Origin of the sequence: Citrobacter sp. Ce104 (genome assembly GCF_030334595.1) — a bacterium.
Taxonomy (GTDB): Bacteria; Pseudomonadota; Gammaproteobacteria; order Enterobacterales; family Enterobacteriaceae; genus Citrobacter; species Citrobacter europaeus.
Window position 1 is genome coordinate 291223 of record NZ_JAOWDP010000058.1, and the last position, 20060, is coordinate 311282.

At 52.4% G+C, this 20060-nt stretch carries 18 protein-coding genes; 11 read left to right on the plus strand and 7 right to left on the minus strand.

Annotated features, from left to right (window positions below):
- Nucleotides 1-77: 77 nt before the first annotated feature.
- The 3 genes from OGW16_RS07905 to mtnN are packed head-to-tail and all read right to left on the minus strand — an operon-like array spanning nt 78 to nt 2230.
- The gene (locus OGW16_RS07905) at nt 78-701 is read right to left on the minus strand and encodes a TRIC cation channel family protein (RefSeq protein ID WP_043018477.1); all 624 of its coding nucleotides are present in this window, start codon (nt 699-701) and stop codon (nt 78-80) included.
- A gap of 37 nt (nt 702-738) precedes the next feature.
- Nucleotides 739-1539, minus strand: coding sequence for a vitamin B12 ABC transporter substrate-binding protein BtuF (btuF, locus tag OGW16_RS07910; RefSeq protein WP_043018478.1), 801 nt, complete (start codon nt 1537-1539; stop codon nt 739-741).
- Nucleotides 1532-2230, minus strand: a complete 699-nt coding sequence (gene mtnN, locus OGW16_RS07915; RefSeq protein WP_043018479.1) for a 5'-methylthioadenosine/S-adenosylhomocysteine nucleosidase — start codon at nt 2228-2230, stop codon at nt 1532-1534. The genes btuF and mtnN overlap by 8 nt, the downstream gene beginning before the upstream one ends.
- Nucleotides 2231-2313: 83 nt before the next feature.
- On the opposite strand from mtnN, the gene dgt reads away from it, so the two are divergent.
- The 3 genes from dgt to cdaR all read left to right on the plus strand — a co-directional run bounded on the left by dgt (nt 2314) and on the right by cdaR (nt 6700).
- Entirely contained in the window at nt 2314-3831 is a 1518-nt protein-coding gene (dgt, locus tag OGW16_RS07920; protein ID WP_286518246.1) for a dGTPase, read from the plus strand.
- Nucleotides 3832-3960: 129 nt separating this feature from the next.
- Complete coding sequence (gene degP, locus OGW16_RS07925) at nt 3961-5394, plus strand: serine endoprotease DegP (RefSeq protein WP_043018481.1); 1434 nt, start codon at nt 3961-3963, stop codon at nt 5392-5394.
- Between the two features lie 148 nt (nt 5395-5542).
- The gene (gene cdaR / locus OGW16_RS07930) at nt 5543-6700 is read left to right on the plus strand and encodes a DNA-binding transcriptional regulator CdaR (protein WP_043018482.1); all 1158 of its coding nucleotides are present in this window, start codon (nt 5543-5545) and stop codon (nt 6698-6700) included.
- 87 nt (nt 6701-6787) lie between these two features.
- Here cdaR and OGW16_RS07935 read toward each other — a convergent pair whose 3' ends face one another.
- The 4 genes from OGW16_RS07935 to map form a co-directional block, all read right to left on the minus strand.
- Complete coding sequence (locus OGW16_RS07935; RefSeq protein WP_003018562.1) at nt 6788-7174, minus strand: DUF3461 family protein; 387 nt, start codon at nt 7172-7174, stop codon at nt 6788-6790.
- A 109-nt stretch (nt 7175-7283) separates the two neighbouring features.
- Nucleotides 7284-8108 carry a 2,3,4,5-tetrahydropyridine-2,6-dicarboxylate N-succinyltransferase gene (dapD, locus tag OGW16_RS07940; RefSeq protein WP_043018483.1) on the minus strand — a complete coding sequence of 275 codons (825 nt, stop codon included), beginning with the start codon at nt 8106-8108 and terminating at the stop codon, nt 7284-7286.
- A gap of 31 nt (nt 8109-8139) precedes the next feature.
- Nucleotides 8140-10812 carry a bifunctional uridylyltransferase/uridylyl-removing protein GlnD gene (gene glnD, locus OGW16_RS07945; RefSeq protein ID WP_047406089.1) on the minus strand — a complete coding sequence of 891 codons (2673 nt, stop codon included), beginning with the start codon at nt 10810-10812 and terminating at the stop codon, nt 8140-8142.
- Between the two features lie 102 nt (nt 10813-10914).
- Nucleotides 10915-11709: a type I methionyl aminopeptidase gene (map, locus tag OGW16_RS07950; RefSeq protein WP_043018485.1), complete on the minus strand. Its 795-nt coding sequence runs from the start codon at nt 11707-11709 to the stop codon at nt 10915-10917.
- Nucleotides 11710-12159: 450 nt separating this feature from the next.
- Between map and rpsB the strand changes: the two genes are divergently transcribed.
- The 8 genes from rpsB to rseP all read left to right on the plus strand — a co-directional run bounded on the left by rpsB (nt 12160) and on the right by rseP (nt 20047).
- A complete protein-coding gene (gene rpsB / locus OGW16_RS07955) occupies nt 12160-12885 on the plus strand; it encodes a 30S ribosomal protein S2 (protein WP_016151758.1) in 726 nt (241 codons plus the stop codon).
- 255 nt (nt 12886-13140) lie between these two features.
- On the plus strand, nt 13141-13992 hold the full coding sequence (tsf, locus tag OGW16_RS07960; RefSeq protein WP_016151759.1) for a translation elongation factor Ts: 852 nt from the start codon (nt 13141-13143) through the stop codon (nt 13990-13992).
- Nucleotides 13993-14137: 145 nt separating this feature from the next.
- Nucleotides 14138-14863: a UMP kinase gene (pyrH, locus tag OGW16_RS07965; RefSeq protein ID WP_005132114.1), complete on the plus strand. Its 726-nt coding sequence runs from the start codon at nt 14138-14140 to the stop codon at nt 14861-14863.
- A gap of 139 nt (nt 14864-15002) precedes the next feature.
- Nucleotides 15003-15560 (plus strand): ribosome recycling factor, encoded by a 558-nt coding sequence (gene frr, locus OGW16_RS07970; protein ID WP_043018486.1) that lies wholly within the window; start codon nt 15003-15005, stop codon nt 15558-15560.
- 110 nt (nt 15561-15670) lie between these two features.
- Nucleotides 15671-16867, plus strand: a complete 1197-nt coding sequence (gene ispC / locus OGW16_RS07975) for a 1-deoxy-D-xylulose-5-phosphate reductoisomerase (RefSeq protein WP_043018487.1) — start codon at nt 15671-15673, stop codon at nt 16865-16867.
- A gap of 187 nt (nt 16868-17054) precedes the next feature.
- On the plus strand, nt 17055-17813 hold the full coding sequence (gene ispU / locus OGW16_RS07980) for a (2E,6E)-farnesyl-diphosphate-specific ditrans,polycis-undecaprenyl-diphosphate synthase (protein WP_003018543.1): 759 nt from the start codon (nt 17055-17057) through the stop codon (nt 17811-17813).
- Nucleotides 17814-17825: 12 nt separating this feature from the next.
- On the plus strand, nt 17826-18683 hold the full coding sequence (gene cdsA / locus OGW16_RS07985; RefSeq protein ID WP_043018488.1) for a phosphatidate cytidylyltransferase: 858 nt from the start codon (nt 17826-17828) through the stop codon (nt 18681-18683).
- An 11-nt stretch (nt 18684-18694) separates the two neighbouring features.
- Nucleotides 18695-20047 carry a sigma E protease regulator RseP gene (gene rseP, locus OGW16_RS07990; RefSeq protein WP_043018489.1) on the plus strand — a complete coding sequence of 451 codons (1353 nt, stop codon included), beginning with the start codon at nt 18695-18697 and terminating at the stop codon, nt 20045-20047.
- The last annotated feature ends 13 nt before the right edge of the window (nt 20048-20060 follow it).

Here is a 20060-nt window from a genome sequence, read left to right on the forward strand (position 1 = left end):
CGACGCTAGCGTCTTATCCGGCCTACAGGAAAGATGTTCCAGGCCCGATAAGCACAGTGCCATCGGGCGAAACAATATCAACGTCCGTTATCATCCAGCGCAAACGTCGGCAATTTCAAATGCCAGCGAATGGCGGCCAGCCGAATCAGCAGGGTAACGATCATCCCCATCATACTGGCGTTTTCCAGCGATACATTAAAGGTATAAAACGCTGTCGCATGCACGATGCCGCCGATAATACACGCCGTGGCGTAGATTTCGGTGCGCAGAATCATTGGGACTTCACGCGCTAACACGTCGCGAATGATCCCGCCGCCAACGCCGGTAATCACCCCCATACAAATTGCCACTAGCGGTCCCGTCCCTGCAAGAAATGCTTTATTGACGCCAATCCCTACGAACACCGCCAGGCCCACGGCATCCAGCACCGGCAGGATCCACTTCGGTATTCGTCGTGGCTGACGTACCAACAGGATTGTCAGCATGCTGGTGATCATCGCCACCACCAGATCGGTCGGATCCTTAACCCAAAAAACCGGTCCGTGATCCAATGCCATATCGCGGATCGTACCGCCGCCAACGGCGGTAACCACGCCGAGGACCAGGACGCCAAACGGATCCATACGCAATTTTCCGGCCAGTAAGACGCCAGAGATAGCAAATACCGCGGTGCCGACAATATCCAGCCAATAGACGAGCATTTTTAAATCCTCACAACAGACCTGGTGGGGGCAGGCGCTAATTTATCTGTGAAAGCGCATTACAGAGTTGTTTTGCGGCGAGGATAATACGCGGGCTCGCGCGTTCGAACCAGTCACTATTAAGTGTAATAATGGGTATTTTTAGCTGGTTTCCCCAGTATTGCTCAATTTTCAGAGTTTCGCCCGGGCCTCCGGTTGCAACAATCGCCTGGGGTGCTCGTGCCAGGACCTGCTCACGGCTAACCTGCGGCCAGGGAACTCGACTGCCGGCAAAGATGTTTTCTCCGCCGCATACCTCAAGAACCTCGTGCTGAATGGAGCCTTTTCCACTGGTAAACAGAGGATTAGCGCCAAACTGGAGAAACACGCGTTTTTTCGGTTTGTTGGCATATCGAGATTTAAGTAAAGCATAGTCATCAAGCAGGGTTTGCGCCGCCTGTTTGGCTTGCTCAGGCTTAGGGCTCCATGCCGCCAACTGGCGGAGCGCATCGGCAACCTGCTCGATGGTAACGGCGTCTACCCAGATGACCTTAATTCCCAGGGCGGTCAGTTGATTCACTTGCCGCTCTGCATTTCCCCCGCGCCAGGCGATGACTAAATCCGGTTTGAGCGCCACAATGCGTTCCAGATTCATGCCTTGCCAGGTGGAGACCTCCTCGATATTTTTGGCCTCTGGCGGGTAATTTGAATAGCTACTGACGCCTACGGGGGTAATGCCAGCGGCAAAAGCGAGTTCAGTATTGGCAGGAGAAAGCGTCACAACGCGCGGTGCGGCGTAAAGGAACGCCGGGAGAGTGAAAAGCAGGGCGACCAGCGCCCTGGAGAGTAATTTAGCCATGCGCCAGTTTCTGTACCAGCGTTTCAACCATCAGGCTTGACTGTTTCGCGGCAACGACCAGGAACTCGTCAAAGCTGAGATGGGACTGCTGATCGGCGACGTCAGAGATGGCGCGAACCACGACGAACGGCACATTAAAGTTGTGGCAAACGTGCGCAATTGCGGTCGCTTCCATCTCAACGGCGATCGCCTGCGGGAAGTTATGCTTGATTTTAGCCAGGCCCACAGAGCCATTAATAAAGGCATCGCCGCTGACGATAAGACCGCGAACGGCGTTCAGATTAAGTTCTGCAATGCAGGATTCTGCTGCAGCAATCAGCGCCGGGTCGGCTTTAAAACCAGCCGGGCAGCCCGGGAGTTGGCCAAATTCATAGCCAAAGGCGGTAACGTCAGCATCGTGATAGCGCGCTTCGTCAGAAACCACGATATCGCCGACTTTCAGCGTTGAGGCCAGGCCGCCCGCTGAACCGGTGTTAATAATGGCGTCCGGCTTGCAGCGTTCAAGCAGCAGCGTAGCGCCCAGCGCTGCAGCCACTTTACCGATACCTGATTTCAGTAGCGCAACCTCTGTACCGTTCAGTTGGCCGGTGTAAATTTCACAACCGCCGAGAGTGATGGTCTGACGGTTTTCGATTTTGTCACGCAGCAGCGTAACTTCTTCTTCCATTGCACCAATGATGCCGATTTTCATAGATTTACTCGCGATAAGCCAGATTTGAGGGCATAGTCTATCATGCGCTTAAGGGGTAGCGCATTTCTCAGGCGGGAGAGGATATGGTACAGATCGATTTCCGAAAAAAAATAAACTGGCATCGCCGTTACCGTTCGCCGCAGGGCGTGAAGACGGAGCATGAGATCCTGCGAATTTTTGAAAGCGATCGTGGACGTATTATCAATTCTCCGGCAATTCGCCGACTGCAACAAAAAACCCAGGTCTTTCCGCTGGAGCGTAACGCGGCGGTGCGTACGCGCCTGACGCACTCGATGGAAGTGCAGCAGGTTGGGCGCTATATCGCGAAAGAGATCCTCAGCCGGCTGAAAGAGCTAAAGCTGCTGGAGCTGTATGGTCTGGATGAACTGACGGGACCGTTTGAGAGTATTGTCGAAATGTCGTGTCTGATGCATGACATCGGTAATCCGCCGTTTGGTCATTTTGGCGAAGCGGCGATTAATGACTGGTTCCGCCAGCGACTGTATCCGGCCGACGCGGAAAGTCAGCCGCTTAGCGATGACCGCTGCCTGGTAGCGGCGTTGCGTTTGCGCGAAGGTGAAGAGTCGCTGAATGATATTCGCCGTAAGGTGCGCCAGGACCTGTGCCATTTTGAAGGCAATGCGCAGGGTATTCGTCTGGTGCATACTTTGATGCGTATGAATCTTACCTGGGCGCAGGTCGGCGGTATTTTAAAATATACCCGTCCGGCGTGGTGGCGAGGCGATACGCCCGCGACGCATAACTATTTAATGAAGAAGCCGGGCTATTACCTTTCCGAGGAACCGTATATTGAGCGGTTACGTAAAGAATTATCATTAGCACCTTACAGTCGTTTTCCATTAACCTGGATTATGGAAGCTGCCGATGATATCTCATATTGCGTGGCCGACCTGGAAGATGCCGTTGAGAAAAGAATCTTTAGCGTCGAGCAACTTTATCACCATCTGCATGAGGCGTGGGGGCATCACGAAAAAGGCTCTCTGTTTAGTCAGGTTGTTGAGAACGCCTGGGAGAAGTCACGTTCAAATACATTAAGCCGGAGCACCGAAGATCAGTTCTTTATGTATTTACGCGTTAATACGCTGAATAAACTGGTGCCGTATGCGGCCCAGCGTTTTATTGATAACTTACCGCAGATTTTTGCCGGCAGCTTTAATCACGCGCTGTTGGAAGATGCCAGTAGCTTTAGCCAGTTGCTGGGTGTCTATAAAAATGTGGCGGTAAAACATGTCTTTAGTCATCCTGACGTAGAGCAGCTGGAATTGCAGGGCTATCGGGTGATCACCGGGTTGTTGGAAATCTATCATCCTTTATTAAAAATGTCCCAGTCAGATTTTACTGAACTGGTCGACAATGAAAGAGTAAAACGTTTTCCTATCGAATCCCGATTATTTCAGAAGTTGTCAACTCGCCATCGTCTTGCTTATGTTGAGGCGGTTAGTAAAATATCAACGGGTTGCGCCGAGTTTCCTGTTCTGGAATATTATTATCGCTGTCGGCTGATTCAGGATTATATCAGCGGGATGACAGATTTGTATGCATGGGATGAATATCGTCGCTTGATGGCCGTAGAACAATAAATACTCATTTGTAAAGACGGCCAATAAAATTTTACTTTTTCCTTAAACTCAATTCTGGAACTTAGCGCTATAAAACGACTCTGACGTATACAGCAATTTTGCGTTATCTGTTAATCGAGAACGAAACACATGAAAAAAACCACATTAGCAATGAGTGCACTGGCTCTGAGTTTAGGTTTGGCGTTGTCCCCCCTGTCTGCCACAGCGGCTGAGACGTCGTCTTCAGCAATGACCGCCCAACAGATGCCAAGCCTGGCCCCGATGCTCGAAAAAGTGATGCCATCGGTGGTAAGTATTAACGTCGAGGGGAGCACGACGGTAAATACGCCGCGTATGCCGCGTAATTTCCAGCAGTTCTTTGGTGATAACTCACCGTTCTGCCAGGACGGTTCTCCGTTCCAGAGTTCACCGTTCTGTCAGGGCGGCGCGCCGGGCGCTGGAAACGGCGGCGGCCAGCAGCAGAAATTTATGGCGCTGGGTTCTGGTGTAATTATTGATGCCGCGAAAGGATATGTCGTAACCAACAATCACGTGGTGGATAACGCTACGGTGATTAAGGTTCAACTGAGCGATGGCCGTAAATTTGACGCGAAGATCGTGGGTAAAGATCCGCGCTCCGATATCGCGCTGATCCAAATTCAGGATCCGAAAAATCTGACGGCGATTAAGCTGGCAGATTCCGACGCGCTGCGCGTGGGTGATTACACCGTAGCAATCGGTAACCCATTTGGCCTCGGTGAGACCGTGACCTCCGGCATCGTTTCTGCGCTGGGTCGTAGCGGCCTGAACGCGGAGAACTATGAAAACTTTATTCAGACGGATGCTGCGATCAACCGTGGTAACTCCGGTGGCGCGCTGGTCAACCTGAACGGTGAGCTGATCGGCATTAACACTGCGATCCTCGCGCCGGACGGCGGTAACATCGGTATCGGTTTTGCAATCCCAAGCAACATGGTGAAAAACCTGACTTCGCAGATGGTTGAGTTTGGTCAGGTTAAACGCGGTGAGCTGGGTATTATGGGGACCGAACTGAGCTCTGAGCTAGCGAAAGCGATGAAAGTTGACGCTCAGCGCGGCGCATTCGTCAGCCAGGTAATGCCGAACTCTTCCGCAGCGAAAGCCGGTATTAAAGCCGGGGATGTGATTACCTCCCTGAATGGCAAACCTATCAGCAGCTTCGCCGCCCTGCGTGCGCAGGTGGGTACGATGCCGGTAGGCAGCAAAATTAACCTTGGCCTGCTGCGCGACGGTAAGCCGGTCACCGTGAATCTGGAACTGCAGCAGAGCAGCCAGACTCAGGTTGATTCCAGCTCTATCTTCAAAGGCATTGAAGGTGCCGATATGAGCAACAAAGGCCAGGATAAAGGGGTCGTGGTCAGCGACGTGAAACCGAATACTCCGGCTGCACAGATTGGCCTGAAGAAAGGTGACGTGATTATCGGTGCTAACCAGCAGCCGGTGAAAAACATCGCCGAACTGCGCAAAATCCTCGACAGCAAACCGGCGGTGCTGGCGCTGAACATTCAGCGTGGTGACAGCTCCATCTATCTGTTGATGCAGTAATCTCCCTCAACCCCTTCCTGCACAGGAAGGGGTTTCTTTTTGTGATATTTGCCACAACTCCATACTTCTCCCTTCTGCTTTGTGCATTTGCACAATGTCGGCGCTTATTATCTTCCCTATGCTTGAGCTCTGCTCACAGGAGGGATTTATGGCTGGCTGGCATCTTGATACCAAAATGGCGCAGGATATCGTTGCGCGCACCATGCGCATCATCGATACCAATATCAACGTAATGGATGCCCGTGGGCGGATAATCGGCAGCGGCGATCGCGAGCGTATTGGTGAATTGCACGAAGGGGCGCTGCTGGTGCTTTCGCAAGGTCGAGTGGTCGATATTGACGATGCGGTAGCCCGGCATCTGCACGGTGTGCGTCAGGGGATAAACCTGCCGCTGCGTCTGGAAGGCGAAATTGTTGGCGTTATCGGCCTTACCGGCGAACCGGAACATCTGCGCAAGTATGGCGAACTGGTGTGCATGACCGCCGAAATGATGCTGGAACAGTCGCGTCTGATGCATCTGTTAGCGCAGGATAGCCGTCTGCGTGAAGAGCTGGTGATGAACCTGATTCAGGCGGAGGAGAATACTCCGGCGCTGATGGAATGGGCCCAGCGACTGGGCATTGATTTGAACCAGCCGCGCGTGGTAGCGGTGGTGGAGGTCGACAGCGGCCAGCTTGGCGTTGACAGCGCGATGGCAGAGCTACAGCAATTGCAGAACGCGTTGACCACGCCTGAACGTAATAATCTGATTGCGATTGTTTCCCTGACCGAGATGGTAGTGTTGAAACCGGCGCTCAATCAGTTTGGTCGCTGGGACGCTGAAGATCATCGCAAGCGCGTTGAGCAGCTTATTACCCGTATGAAAGAGAATGGACAGCTGCGTTTTCGCGTGTCGCTGGGCAACTATTTTACCGGGCCTGGCAGCATTGCCCGTTCGTATCGTACGGCGCGCACCACCATGATGGTCGGCAAGCAGCGGATGCCGGAAAGCCGTAGCTATTTCTATCAGGATTTGATGCTGCCTGTACTGCTGGACAGTCTGCGTGGCGGCTGGCAGGCCAATGAGCTGGCGCGCCCGCTGGCAAGGCTGAAAGCGATGGATAACAACGGCTTGCTGCGTCGGACATTAGCGGCATGGTTTCGGCATAACGTTCAGCCGCTGGCAACCTCAAAAGCATTGTTTATTCACCGCAATACGCTGGAGTATCGCCTGAACCGTATTTCAGAACTGACCGGGCTGGATCTGGGGAATTTTGACGATCGACTGCTGCTGTATGTGGCGTTGCAGTTAGATGAGCAGCATTGATTAATTGCCTGATGGCGCCACGCTTATCAGGCAAAATGCCGGGTGGCGGCATCGCCTCACCCGGCCTACAAAAACATCCACTCACGGTTATTTACGCGTTAGTTTTTCCAGATCGGCTTCAATTTCGCTGATCTTATTGGTCACAACGCTTTCCAGATGACGTAAATCATCGAGGATCTTGCGTTTAAGATCGACTTCGCTGCGATCGCGCTGGCAGATCTGATCCAGTTCGTCGATCACGTAGCGCAGGTTGGGGCTGATCTCCTGCACCTCTTTGTAACCCTGGCCGACGCCATCGGCGACAACCGTTTTACGCTGACGGGGATATTTGAACTTCACGCTCTTGGCAAAAAACTCGCCTTTATCCTTCTGGAAATAGATTTTCAGGATATCGTTGTTGGCTTCTTGCCGCAGGCTGTAACGATCGATTTCTTCAGGATTAGTAATGCCCAGACTTTTCAGATTGTCATACATAGCGGTACCCTTAAGCTCACTATAACCATTGAATAATTAACGAAAAGCCTTGTTTATGCCACTCGCAGATGTAAAAAAAGCGGGCTAAGCCCGCTTTTTCAAATCGCTGTTAGTCGATGGTGCGTAACAGTTCGTTGATTCCCACTTTGCCGCGCGTTTTGGCATCGACTTTCTTCACGATGACCGCGCAGTACAGGCTGTACTTGCCATCTTTCGACGGCAGGTTGCCGGAGACAACCACGGAGCCCGCCGGAACGCGGCCGTAGAAAACTTCGCCGGTTTCGCGGTCATAGATTTTGGTGCTCTGGCCCAGGTATACGCCCATAGAAATAACAGAGCCTTCTTCGACGATTACGCCTTCAACCACTTCAGAACGTGCGCCGATGAAGCAGTTGTCTTCGATGATGGTCGGGTTAGCCTGTAACGGCTCCAGTACGCCGCCGATGCCAACGCCGCCGGACAGGTGAACGTTTTTACCGATTTGCGCGCAGGAACCCACGGTCGCCCAGGTATCAACCATCGTGCCTTCATCCACATAAGCGCCGATGTTCACGTAAGACGGCATCAGCACGGTGTTACGGGCGATAAACGCGCCCTGACGCACGGCAGCTGGCGGAACCACGCGGAAACCTTCTTTCTGGAAGCGCGCTTCGTCGTAGTTGGCGAATTTCATCGGCACTTTATCGAAGTAACGGCTTTCCGCACCCTCGATAACCTGATTATCGTTAATACGGAAAGAGAGCAGGACCGCCTTTTTCAGCCACTGATGCGTGACCCACTGACCCTCAATCTTTTCTGCGACGCGCAGTGCACCGGAATCCAGTAAGGAAATAACCTGATTCACCGCTTCGCGGGTTACGGTATCTACATTTGCCGGAGTAATGTCGGCACGGCGCTCGAAAGCGGACTCAATAACGTTCTGTAACTGCTGCATTGTTAAACTCTTTCCATAATAAATAAAAACATTACCCTTTATCGTTTGGATTGAGGGCCTCTGTCAACCGTTGATGCACTTCCTGCTGTAGCTCATTATTAAGAGCGCGCCGGTCGGCGGTGGCGATTATGAATAAATCTTCTACTCGCTCGCCAATAGTTGTAATTCGGGCGCCATGCAGCGAAATTCCCAGATCGGCAAAAATCTGCCCGACCCGCGCCAGCAGCCCAGGCTGGTCGAGAGCGATAAGCTCAAGGAATGATTTTCGGTCGGTATGGGTCGGCAGAAAGGTGACCTCGGTATCGACGGTAAAGTGACGTAATTTTGCCGGCTGACGACGCGGTTGCGGCGGCTGCCAGCTACGCTGGGTGATCGCCTGTTCCAGTCCAAAACGGATCGCTTCGTGTCGGTCTGACGACAGCGGACTGCCGTCCGGTTCCAGTACGATGAACGTATCCATCGCCATCCCATCGCGTGTGGTGAAGATCTGCGCGTCGTGGACGCTAAGATTACGCCGGTCCAGTTCGGCGCAAACGGCGGCAAACAGGTAAGGGCGGTCAGGGCTCCAGATGAAAATCTCCGTCCCGCCGCGGGTGGCCTGCGGGCTGAGCAGGATCAGCGGCTTGCTGAGATCGTGTTGCAGCAGATGACGCGCATGCCAGGCCAGCTGATTTGGGCTGTGACGCACGAAGTAGTTGGCGCGACAGCGTGACCAGATGTGGTGCAGCGCTTCTTCATCGATGTTGTCCATGCGCAGTAGCGCCAGCGCCTGAAGCTGATGATGGCGCACGCGCTCACGCATATCTGGCGTGTTTTGCATCCCACGACGTAACTGTTTTTCCGTGGCGAAATACAGCTCACGCAGCAGGCTTTGCTTCCAGCTATTCCACAGCGTTTCGTTGGTGGCGCAAATATCCGCGACGGTCAGGCACACCAGAAAGCGCAGACGATGTTCCGTTTGCACTTCTTCGGCGAATTGCTTGATCACTTCGGGATCCTGAATATCGCGACGCTGAGCGGTAACCGACATCAGTAAATGCTGGCGCACCAGCCATGCGATCAGCTGCGTTTCGCGGGAGTTCAGACCGTGCAGTTCGGCGAATTTGAGCACGTCCTGAGCGCCGAGAACCGAATGATCGCCGCCGCGACCTTTGGCGATATCGTGGAACAGCGCGGCAATCAGAATCAGCTCTGGCTGTCGCAGACGCGGCCACAGATCCACACACAGCGGATGGCGCTGGCGGGTTTCTTCATTGGCAAAACTTTCCAGCTTGAGCATTACGCGGATGGTGTGCTCATCCACCGTATAGGCATGAAACAGGTCAAACTGCATTTGGCCGACAATATGCGACCATTGCGGCATATAGGCCCACAACACGCTGTGGCGATGCATTGGCAGCAGGCCGCGACTCACCGCGCCTGGATGGCGCAACATACTGAGAAACAGCGAACGCGCTTCCGGGATGTAGCATAGCGGCTGGGTTAAATGACGGCGGGCATGGCGCAGATGGCGCAGCGTGGTGGAGTAAATCCCGCTGATCGCGCTGTTACGTACCATGATGTAAAACATCCGCAGTATCGCTTCGGGTTTGCGGATAAACAGGTCGTCGTTGCGCAGATCGATCAATGTGCCGCGCAGTTGAAAGTCGTCATCAATCGGACGCGGCTTTTCGTCGGCGGGCATGGCGAGGATCGCCTCGTCGAATAGCTGCAACAGCATGTGGTTCAGCTCGCTGACCCGTCGGGTGACGCGGAAATAGTCTTTCATCATCCGCTCGATAGGCTCGTTGCCTTCGCCGCCGTAGTTCAGGCGTTGCGCCACGCTGAGCTGACGGTCAAACAGCAGACGATTGTCGTAACGACTAACGACCAGATGCAGGGCAAAACGTATGCGCCACAGGATATGCAAACATTCATTGAGCTCGGCACGTTCTGCCAGCGTCAAAAAGCCGAAACCGACCATTTCATCCAGCGAGGTGGCGCCAAAATGGCGGCGGGCCACCCACTGCAGGGTATGGATATCGCGCAGGCCGCCGGGACTGCTTTTGATATCTGGCTCCAGGTTGTAGCTGGTGCCGTGATAGCGCTGGTGGCGCTGATTTTGTTCTTCCACTTTGGCGGCGTAAAACTTATCGGAAGGCCAGAAACCTTCGCTAAAAATATGTTTTTGTAGCTCAAGAAACAGCGCTACGTCGCCAATCAGCAGGCGTGTTTCAATCAGGTTGGTGGCGACGGTTAAATCTGACAATCCTTCCAGCAGACACTCTTCCAGCGTACGCACGCTGTGCCCCACTTCCAGCCTTACGTCCCAGAGCAGCGTTAACAGTTCGCCGACTTTTTCGGCCTGCGCGTCAGGTAGCTTTTTACGACTGAGGATTAGCAGGTCGATGTCGGAAAGCGGATGCAGTTCGCCGCGCCCGTAACCACCAACGGCAACCAGCGCCAGGTCGGCAATTTGGCCGAAACCGGCTTCAATCCACAGGCGCTGAAGCAACTGATCAATAAATTCGGTGCGGGCTTCTATCAGCTGCTCTGCGGAAATTCCACTGTCAAACGCGTCACCTAACCAGAGCTGGAACGTGTCGATATGCGCTTTAATTCCGGGGCAGTTGAGATCGTGCTGTGGCCAGGTGCCGGGGTTTTGCGGTTGGCCTGGCAGGGTGGGGAGGGCCGTATTTGCGTGCTGTTCAGGAAGAGTATTCATTGTTACCACCCATTAAAAAGCCGGATGACGCTTACGCTTATCCGGCCTACGGGAGAGTGCCATTTGTAGGCCTGATAAGCGACAGCGCCATCAGGCAATAAGTTATTCGTCGTGCGTAATAATCGCCGGGATGGTGTCATCCTTGCGCAGCGTCAGAATTTCACAGCCATTTTCCGTCACCACAATAGTATGCTCGTACTGAGCAGACAAGCTCCGGTCTTTGGTTTTCACCGTCCAGCCGTCTTTCATGGTGCGAATACGGTAATCACCAGCATTCAGCATGGGTTCTACGGTGAAGGTCATACCCGGTTGCAGAACCACACCGCCGTCGTCTGCATCGTAGTGCAGAACCTGCGGCTCCTCATGGAAGCCGCGACCAATGCCGTGACCGCAGTATTCGCGGACTACAGAGAAACCTTCGCCTTCCGCATATTTCTGAATCGCAGCGCCCAGCGTACGCAGGCGAATACCCGGTTTTACCATCCGCAGCGCCAGATACAGGCTTTCCTGCGTGACGCGGCACAGACGCTCGCCCAGAATAGTTGGTTTGCCGACGATGAACATTTTCGAGGTGTCACCGTGGTACTCATCTTTAATCACGGTAACGTCGATGTTGACGATATCGCCGTCTTTCAGGAGCTTGGCGTCGTCCGGGATCCCGTGGCACACCACCTCATTAATAGAGATGCACACGGATTTCGGATAACCGTGATAGCCAAGGCAGGCGGAAATGGCCTGCTGCTCGTTCACGATGTAGTCATTACAGATGCGATCCAGCTCGCCGGTGCTGACGCCCGGTTTAACAAACGGTTCGATCATTTCCAGAACATCGGCGGCCAGGCGGCCAGCGACGCGCATTTTTTCGATTTCTTCAGGGGTCTTGATTGAGATAGCCATGAATTCTGTCCATCAGTGTCGATTATTTCGACAATAATTGTGTAAGTGCGGTCAATGGTATCAGTCTGGGGTGTACCCTGCCAAATTGAGAATCATTCTGAACTTCGCCTTTCGTGCCACAGATGCGTTGGCTACATTTTTTCACCCCGGTCACTTACTGGTCGTAAGCTCCCGGGGATTCAAAAATTTGCCGCCTGCCTGTAACACGAAATTCATTGTTCAATCCAGCACGGACCGCCAACAATTATTGGTGTCGGTGGCGTATTTGTGGTATAAAGCGCGCCGGACTTCCGATCCATTCGAAGACTACACACGATGGACGGGAGCGACAAATCTCACTTTGTGTAACAACACACACGTATCGGCACATATTCCGGGGTGCCCTTTGGGGTCGGTAATATGGGATGCGTGGAGGCTTAACCCCAACTTTTATATATAGAGGTTTTAATCATGGCAACTGTTTCCATGCGCGACATGCTCAAGGCTGGTGTTCACTTTGGTCACCAGACCCGTTACTGGAACCCGAAAATGAAGCCGTTCATCTTCGGTGCGCGTAACAAAGTTCACATCATCAACCTTGAGAAAACTGTACCGATGTTCAACGAAGCTCTGGCTGAACTGAACAAGATCTCTGCTCGTAAAGGTAAAATCCTTTTCGTTGGTACTAAACGCGCTGCAAGCGAAGCGGTGAAAGAAGCTGCTAACAACTGCGACCAGTTCTTCGTGAACCATCGCTGGTTGGGCGGCATGCTGACTAACTGGAAAACCGTTCGTCAGTCCATCAAACGTCTGAAAGATCTGGAAACTCAGTCTCAGGACGGTACTTTCGAAAAGCTGACCAAGAAAGAAGCGCTGATGCGTACTCGTGAGCTTGAGAAACTGGAAAACAGCCTGGGCGGTATCAAAGACATGGGCGGTCTGCCGGACGCTCTGTTCGTAATCGATGCTGACCACGAGCACATTGCTATTAAAGAAGCAAACAACCTGGGTATCCCAGTATTTGCTATCGTTGATACCAACTCTGATCCGGACGGTGTTGATTTCGTTATCCCGGGTAACGACGACGCAATCCGTGCTGTGACCCTGTACCTGGGCGCTGTAGCTACTACCGTTCGTGAAGGCCGTTCTCAGGATCTGGCTTCCCAGGCGGAAGAAAGCTTCGTAGAAGCTGAATAATAAGGCTTGATAACTTCCCTGAGATAGTTCGAGTTGCAGGAAGGCGGCAAGCTCGAGAATTCCCGGGAGCTTACATAAGTAAGTGACTGGGATGAGCGAGCGAAGGCAACGCACCTGCGGCTCGGAATATGAAGGGGAAGAGCCCTTATAAACCAGGTAGTATCATGTTTGGTTAGGGGCCCTTTAGGCCCCTTTTTCACTTTTAAATCTGTGCGGTTTCATGCCGGGCAGATCAAATCTTCCGAGGATTTTAGAATGGCTGAAATTACCGCATCCCTGGTAAAAGAGCTGCGTGAGCGTACTGGCGCAGGCATGATGGATTGCAAAAAAGCACTGACTGAAGCTAATGGCGACATCGAGCTGGCAATCGAAAACATGCGTAAGTCTGGCGCAATCAAAGCGGCGAAAAAAGCAGGCAACGTTGCTGCTGACGGCGTAATCAAAACCAAAATCGACGGCAACATCGCTTTCATTCTGGAAGTTAACTGCCAGACTGACTTCGTTGCTAAAGATGCTGGTTTCCAGGCATTTGCTGACAAAGTACTGGACGCTGCCGTTGCTGGCAAAATCACTGACGTTGAAGTTCTGAAAGCACAGTTCGAAGAAGAACGTGTTGCTCTGGTTGCTAAAATCGGTGAGAACATCAACATCCGTCGCGTTGCTTCCCTGGAAGGCGAAGTTCTGGGTAACTACCAGCACGGTGCTCGTATCGGTGTTCTGGTTGCTGCAACTGGCGCTGACGAAGAGCTGGTTAAACAGCTGGCAATGCACGTTGCTGCAAGCAAACCAGAATTCGTTAAGCCGGAAGACGTTTCTGCTGAAGTAGTAGAGAAAGAATACCAGGTTCAGCTGGACATCGCGATGCAGTCTGGTAAGCCGAAAGAAATCGCAGAGAAAATGGTTGAAGGCCGCATGAAGAAATTCACCGGCGAAGTTTCTCTGACTGGCCAGCCTTTCGTTATGGATCCGAGCAAATCTGTTGGTCAGCTGCTGAAAGAGCACAACGCTGACGTAACAGGCTTCATCCGCTTTGAAGTGGGTGAAGGTATCGAGAAAGTTGAGACTGACTTTGCAGCAGAAGTTGCTGCGATGTCCAAGCAGTCTTAATTTTTAAAGGAGCCGCCTGAGGGCGGCTTCTTTTTGTGTCTGGCTTGTAAATTCAGCGAACCGCTATAGTGGTCATGCTGAAAAGCGACATACAATGTCGCCGGAATTAACTCATCTCATTCGTTGACAGTCTCAGGAAAGAAACATGGCTACCAATGCAAAACCCGTCTACAAACGTATTCTGCTTAAGTTAAGTGGCGAAGCCCTGCAAGGTTCAGAAGGCTTCGGTATTGATGCAAGCATCCTTGACCGTATGGCTCAGGAAATCAAAGAGCTGGTTGAGCTGGGTATCCAGGTTGGCGTAGTGATTGGTGGTGGTAACCTGTTCCGTGGCGCTGGTCTGGCGAAAGCAGGGATGAACCGTGTTGTGGGCGACCACATGGGCATGTTAGCCACCGTCATGAACGGTCTGGCGATGCGCGATGCGCTTCACCGCGCCTATGTGAACGCTCGCTTGATGTCCGCAATTCCTCTGAACGGCGTGTGTGATAACTACAGCTGGGCGGAAGCGATCAGCCTGCTGCGTAACAACCGCGTTGTTATTTTGTCTGCGGGTACTGGCAATCCGTTCTTTACTACCGACTCTGCGGCCTGCCTGCGCGGTATTGAAATTGAAGCGGATGTTGTACTGAAAGCCACCAAAGTCGATGGCGTATTTACTGCTGACCCGGCTAAAGATCCAACCGCGACCATGTACGAACAGTTGACCTATGCTGAAGTACTGGATAAAGAGCTGAAAGTGATGGATCTGGCGGCGTTCACGCTGGCTCGTGACCACAAATTACCGATTCGTGTCTTTAACATGAACAAACCGGGTGCACTGCGCCGCGTTGTTATGGGTGAAAAAGAAGGCACGTTAATCACGGAATAATTCCCGTTGCGGCTAAATGCAGGTAATATTCCGCTTTAATGTCGCGGGATACGTCCCTCAAAATTAATCAAGACTATACTTGTCACATCTTACGTGGTGGGTATGGTCTGACTGAAACAAGCTTTCAAGGATTCGTAACGTGATCAACGATATCAGAAAAGATGCTGAAGTACGCATGGAAAAATGCGTCGAAGCGTTCAAAAACCAAATCAGCAAAATTCGCACGGGCCGTGCTTCTCCTAGCCTGCTGGATGGTATTGTCGTGGAATATTACGGCACGCCGACCCCGCTGCGCCAGCTGGCAAGCGTAACGGTTGAAGATTCCCGTACCCTGAAAATCAACGTGTTCGACCGTTCTATGGGTCCAGCCGTTGAGAAAGCAATTATGGCTTCCGACCTCGGTCTGAATCCAAGCTCTGCCGGTTCCGACATCCGCGTTCCGCTGCCGCCGCTGACTGAAGAACGTCGTAAAGATCTGACCAAGATCGTGCGTGGCGAAGCAGAAGGCGCGCGCGTTGCCGTACGTAACGTTCGTCGCGATGCCAACGACAAAGTGAAAGCGCTGTTGAAAGAAAAAGAGATCAGCGAAGATGACGATCGCCGTTCTCAGGACGACGTGCAGAAACTGACTGACGCAGCTATCAAGAAAGTTGATGCGGCGCTGGCAGAGAAAGAAACGGAACTGATGCAGTTCTGATTCGCCTGTACGCTAAAAACGCCGCTTAGAAGGCCTGAGAAGGCTGGATGGCGGCGTTTTGCTTTTTTCTGTCTATATACCTTAAAGGGTAAAATTCTTCTGGATGTCTCATGAAGCAATTAACCATCCTGGGATCAACCGGTTCCATTGGTTGCAGTACGCTGGATGTAGTACGCCATAACCCGGAAAAATTTCGTGTTGCTGCGTTGGTGGCGGGTAAAAATGTCGCCCGCATGGTAGAGCAGTGCCTGGAGTTTTCTCCTCGCTATGCGGTAATGGACGATGAAAAAAGCGCTGCGTTGGTAAAAGCAGCTCTGCTGGAGCAGGGCAGTCGCACTGAGGTCATGAGCGGTCAACAGGCTGCCTGTGATATGGCTGCGCTGGATGAAGTTGATCAGGTGATGGCGGCGATTGTTGGCGCGGCGGGCCTGCTGCCGACGCTGGCGGCAATTCGTGCGAGCAAAAGCATTTTACTGGCGAATAAAGAGTCTCTGGTGACCTGTGGGCGTTTGTTTATGGACGACGTGAAACGCCACAAAGCGCAGCTTTTGCCGGTAGATAGCGAACATAACGCGATTTTTCAGAGTTTACCGCAACCTATCCAACACAATCTGGGATACGCTGACCTTGAGCAAAACGGCGTTATGTCAGTTCTGCTTACCGGGTCTGGTGGCCCTTTCCGTGAAACGCCATTGTCCGATCTGGTTTCTATGACCCCCGATCAGGCATGTCGTCATCCGAATTGGTCGATGGGACGAAAAATCTCTGTCGATTCCGCCACTATGATGAATAAAGGTCTGGAATACATTGAAGCGCGTTGGCTATTTAATGCCAGCGCAAGCCAGATGGAAGTGCTGATTCACCCGCAGTCGGTTATTCATTCGATGGTTCGTTATCAGGATGGTAGCGTTCTGGCGCAGTTGGGGGAACCTGATATGCGTACACCAATTGCTCATACCATGGCATGGCCAGAACGAGTGACGTCCGGCGTTAAGCCTGTCGATTTTTGCCAACTCAGTGCGTTGACGTTTTCCGCACCTGATTACCAGCGTTATCCGTGCCTGAAACTGGCGATGGACGCGTTTGAGCAAGGGCAGGCGGCGACGACCGCGTTGAATGCTGCGAATGAAATTACCGTTGCCGCGTTCCTGGCGCAGCAGATCCGATTTACCGATATTGCTGACCTGAATTTATCCGTGCTGGATAAGATGGATTTGCAGGAGCCGCAGAGCGTTGATGACGTGCTGAAGGTTGATGCCATCGCACGGGACGTCGCCAGAAAAGAAGTGATGCGACTCTCAAGCTGATGATAATCCCTCTACGGAGAATCGCGCTATTTGTTAGCGTTGGGCTTCAGTGATATAGTCTGCGCCACTCGATCGCGGGTATTTGCTTTTTTCCGGTCGGGTAAGCCGTGGTTTGACACGGCTTTTTTGTGGATGGGCTTCAGTATTCCTGAGTACCGTAAATCCTTTCAGGGACTAAAAACGCGTTATGTTGTCTGCAACTAAACCATTAAGCGAAAATTTGCCAGCACATGGTTGTCGCCATGTAGCAATTATCATGGATGGCAATGGCCGCTGGGCGAAAAAGCAAGGGAAGATTCGCGCCTTTGGGCATAAGGCCGGAGCAAAATCCGTCCGCCGGGCTGTCTCTTTTGCTGCCAATAACGGTATTGATGCGTTAACGCTGTATGCCTTTAGCAGTGAGAACTGGAACCGACCTGCGCAGGAAGTGAGCGCGTTAATGGAACTGTTTGTGTGGGCGCTTGATAGCGAAGTGAAAAACCTGCACCGCCATAACGTACGCCTGCGTATTATCGGGGATATCAGTCGATTTAACTCACGTTTGCAAGAACGGATTCGCAAATCAGAAGCGATTACCGCCCAGAATACCGGGTTGACGCTGAATATTGCAGCGAATTACGGTGGACGGTGGGATATAGTCCAGGGAGTCAGGCAACTGGCACAACAGGTGCAGGATGGTCTGCTGCGTCCAGAGCAAATCGATGAAGAGATGCTTGGGCAGCAAATTTGTATGCATGAACTGGCTCCTGTGGATTTAGTGATAAGGACTGGGGGGGAGCATCGAATTAGTAATTTTCTGTTGTGGCAAATCGCCTATGCCGAACTTTACTTTACGGATGTTCTCTGGCCCGATTTCGATGAACAAGACTTTGAAGGTGCGCTGCATGCCTTTGCTAATCGTGAGCGTCGTTTCGGCGGCACCGAGCCCGGTGATGAAAAAGCCTGATGGGGGTCGCTTTTGCTGAAGTATCGCCTGATTTCTGCTTTTGTTTTAATACCCGTTGTCATCGCGGCGCTGTTTTTGCTGCCGCCGGTGGGGTTCGCCATTGTTACGTTGGTCGTCTGTATGTTGGCCGCCTGGGAATGGGGACAGTTAAGCGGTTTTACCACGCGTACGCAGCGAGTCTGGCTGGCGGTTTTGTGCGGGCTATTGCTGGCACTGATGCTATTTTTGCTGCCAGAATATCATCGCAATATTCATCAACCGCTGGTTGAAATATCGCTGTGGGCATCGCTGGGCTGGTGGGTTGTGGCGCTGTTACTGGTGCTGTTTTATCCCGGCTCTGCGTCGGTCTGGCGTAATTCCAAAACATTACGCATAATTTTCGGCGTGTTAACCATTGTCCCATTCTTTTGGGGAATGCTTGCGCTACGCGCATGGCACTATGATGAGAATCATTATAGTGGCGCGCTATGGCTTCTGTATGTCATGATCCTCGTTTGGGGAGCGGACTCTGGTGCCTATATGTTTGGTAAGATGTTTGGCAAACATAAGCTGGCGCCGAAGGTTTCTCCCGGTAAAACCTGGCAGGGTTTTATTGGCGGACTCGCCACTGCGGCCGTGATCTCATGGGGTTATGGCATGTGGGCGAATCTTGAGGTTGCGCCTGTCACCTTGCTCATTTGCTCCATCGTTGCAGCCCTGGCCTCCGTGCTGGGTGACCTGACCGAGAGTATGTTTAAGCGTGAAGCAGGTATTAAGGACAGTGGTCACTTAATCCCAGGACACGGCGGTATTCTGGATCGTATTGATAGCCTGACGGCTGCGGTACCGGTCTTTGCCTGCCTGTTGTTACTGGTATTCAGGACGCTCTAACGGATGGTCTTATGCTGAGTATTCTCTGGAATCTGGCTGCATTCATTGTCGCACTTGGTGTGCTTATCACCGTGCATGAATTTGGTCATTTCTGGGTTGCACGGCGCTGCGGAGTCCGCGTCGAACGCTTTTCCATTGGCTTTGGAAAAGCGCTTTGGCGGCGTACCGATAAATCGGGTACGGAATACGTCATCGCCCTGATTCCCCTCGGCGGTTACGTCAAGATGCTGGATGAGCGCGCTGAACCGGTCGCACCGGAGCTGCGCCATTACGCTTTCAACAATAAAACGGTTGGACAACGCGCAGCCATCATCGCCGCAGGTCCGATTGCAAACTTCCTTTTTGCTATTTTCGCTTACTGGCTGGTGTTTATCATCGGTGTCCCTGGCGTTCGTCCGGTTGTTGGTGAAATAACGCCCAACTCGATTGCCGCGCAGGCGCAAATTCAGCCGGGTACGGAACTAAAAGCGGTTGATGGTATCGAAACCCCTGATTGGGATGCCGTGCGATTGCAACTGGTATCCAAAATCGGCGATGAGCGTACGACTCTCAGCGTGGCGCAGTTTGGCAGCGACCAGCGGCAGAACAAAACGCTGGATTTACGCCATTGGGCATTCGAGCCAGACAAAGAGGATCCCGTCTCCAGTTTAGGGATTCGTCCGCGCGGTCCGCAGATCGAATCGGTGCTGTCAGAAGTGCAGGTTAACTCCGCTGCAAGTAAGGCGGGTTTGCAAGCTGGCGACAGGATCGTTAAAGTCAATGGTCAGCCGCTTACGCAATGGATGACGTTCGTGACGCTGGTGCGCGATAATCCGGATAAGCCGTTAGCGCTAGATATTGAAAGACAAGGAAGTTCCTTGTCTTTAACGTTAACCCCAGATTCAAAACAGGTTAACGGAAAGGCAGAAGGTTTTGCGGGCGTGGTGCCTAAAGTTATTCCTCTGCCTGATGAGTATAAGACTGTACGCCAGTATGGGCCATTCAGCGCCATCCTCGAAGCCTCGGATAAAACGTGGCAGTTGATGAAGCTGACGGTCAGTATGCTGGGAAAATTGATTACCGGTGATGTAAAACTGAACAACCTCAGTGGGCCGATTTCTATCGCCCAGGGGGCTGGGATGTCAGCGGAGTTCGGGGTTATTTATTACCTGATGTTCCTTGCGCTTATCAGCGTGAACTTAGGGATAATCAACCTGTTTCCGTTGCCCGTTCTTGACGGGGGGCATCTGCTGTTCCTGGCGATTGAAAAGCTGAAGGGCGGTCCGGTATCCGAGCGGGTTCAAGACTTTAGTTATCGCATTGGCTCTATCTTGCTGGTGTTGTTAATGGGGCTTGCACTTTTCAATGATTTCTCTCGGTTGTAAGAGAGTGTTAGGA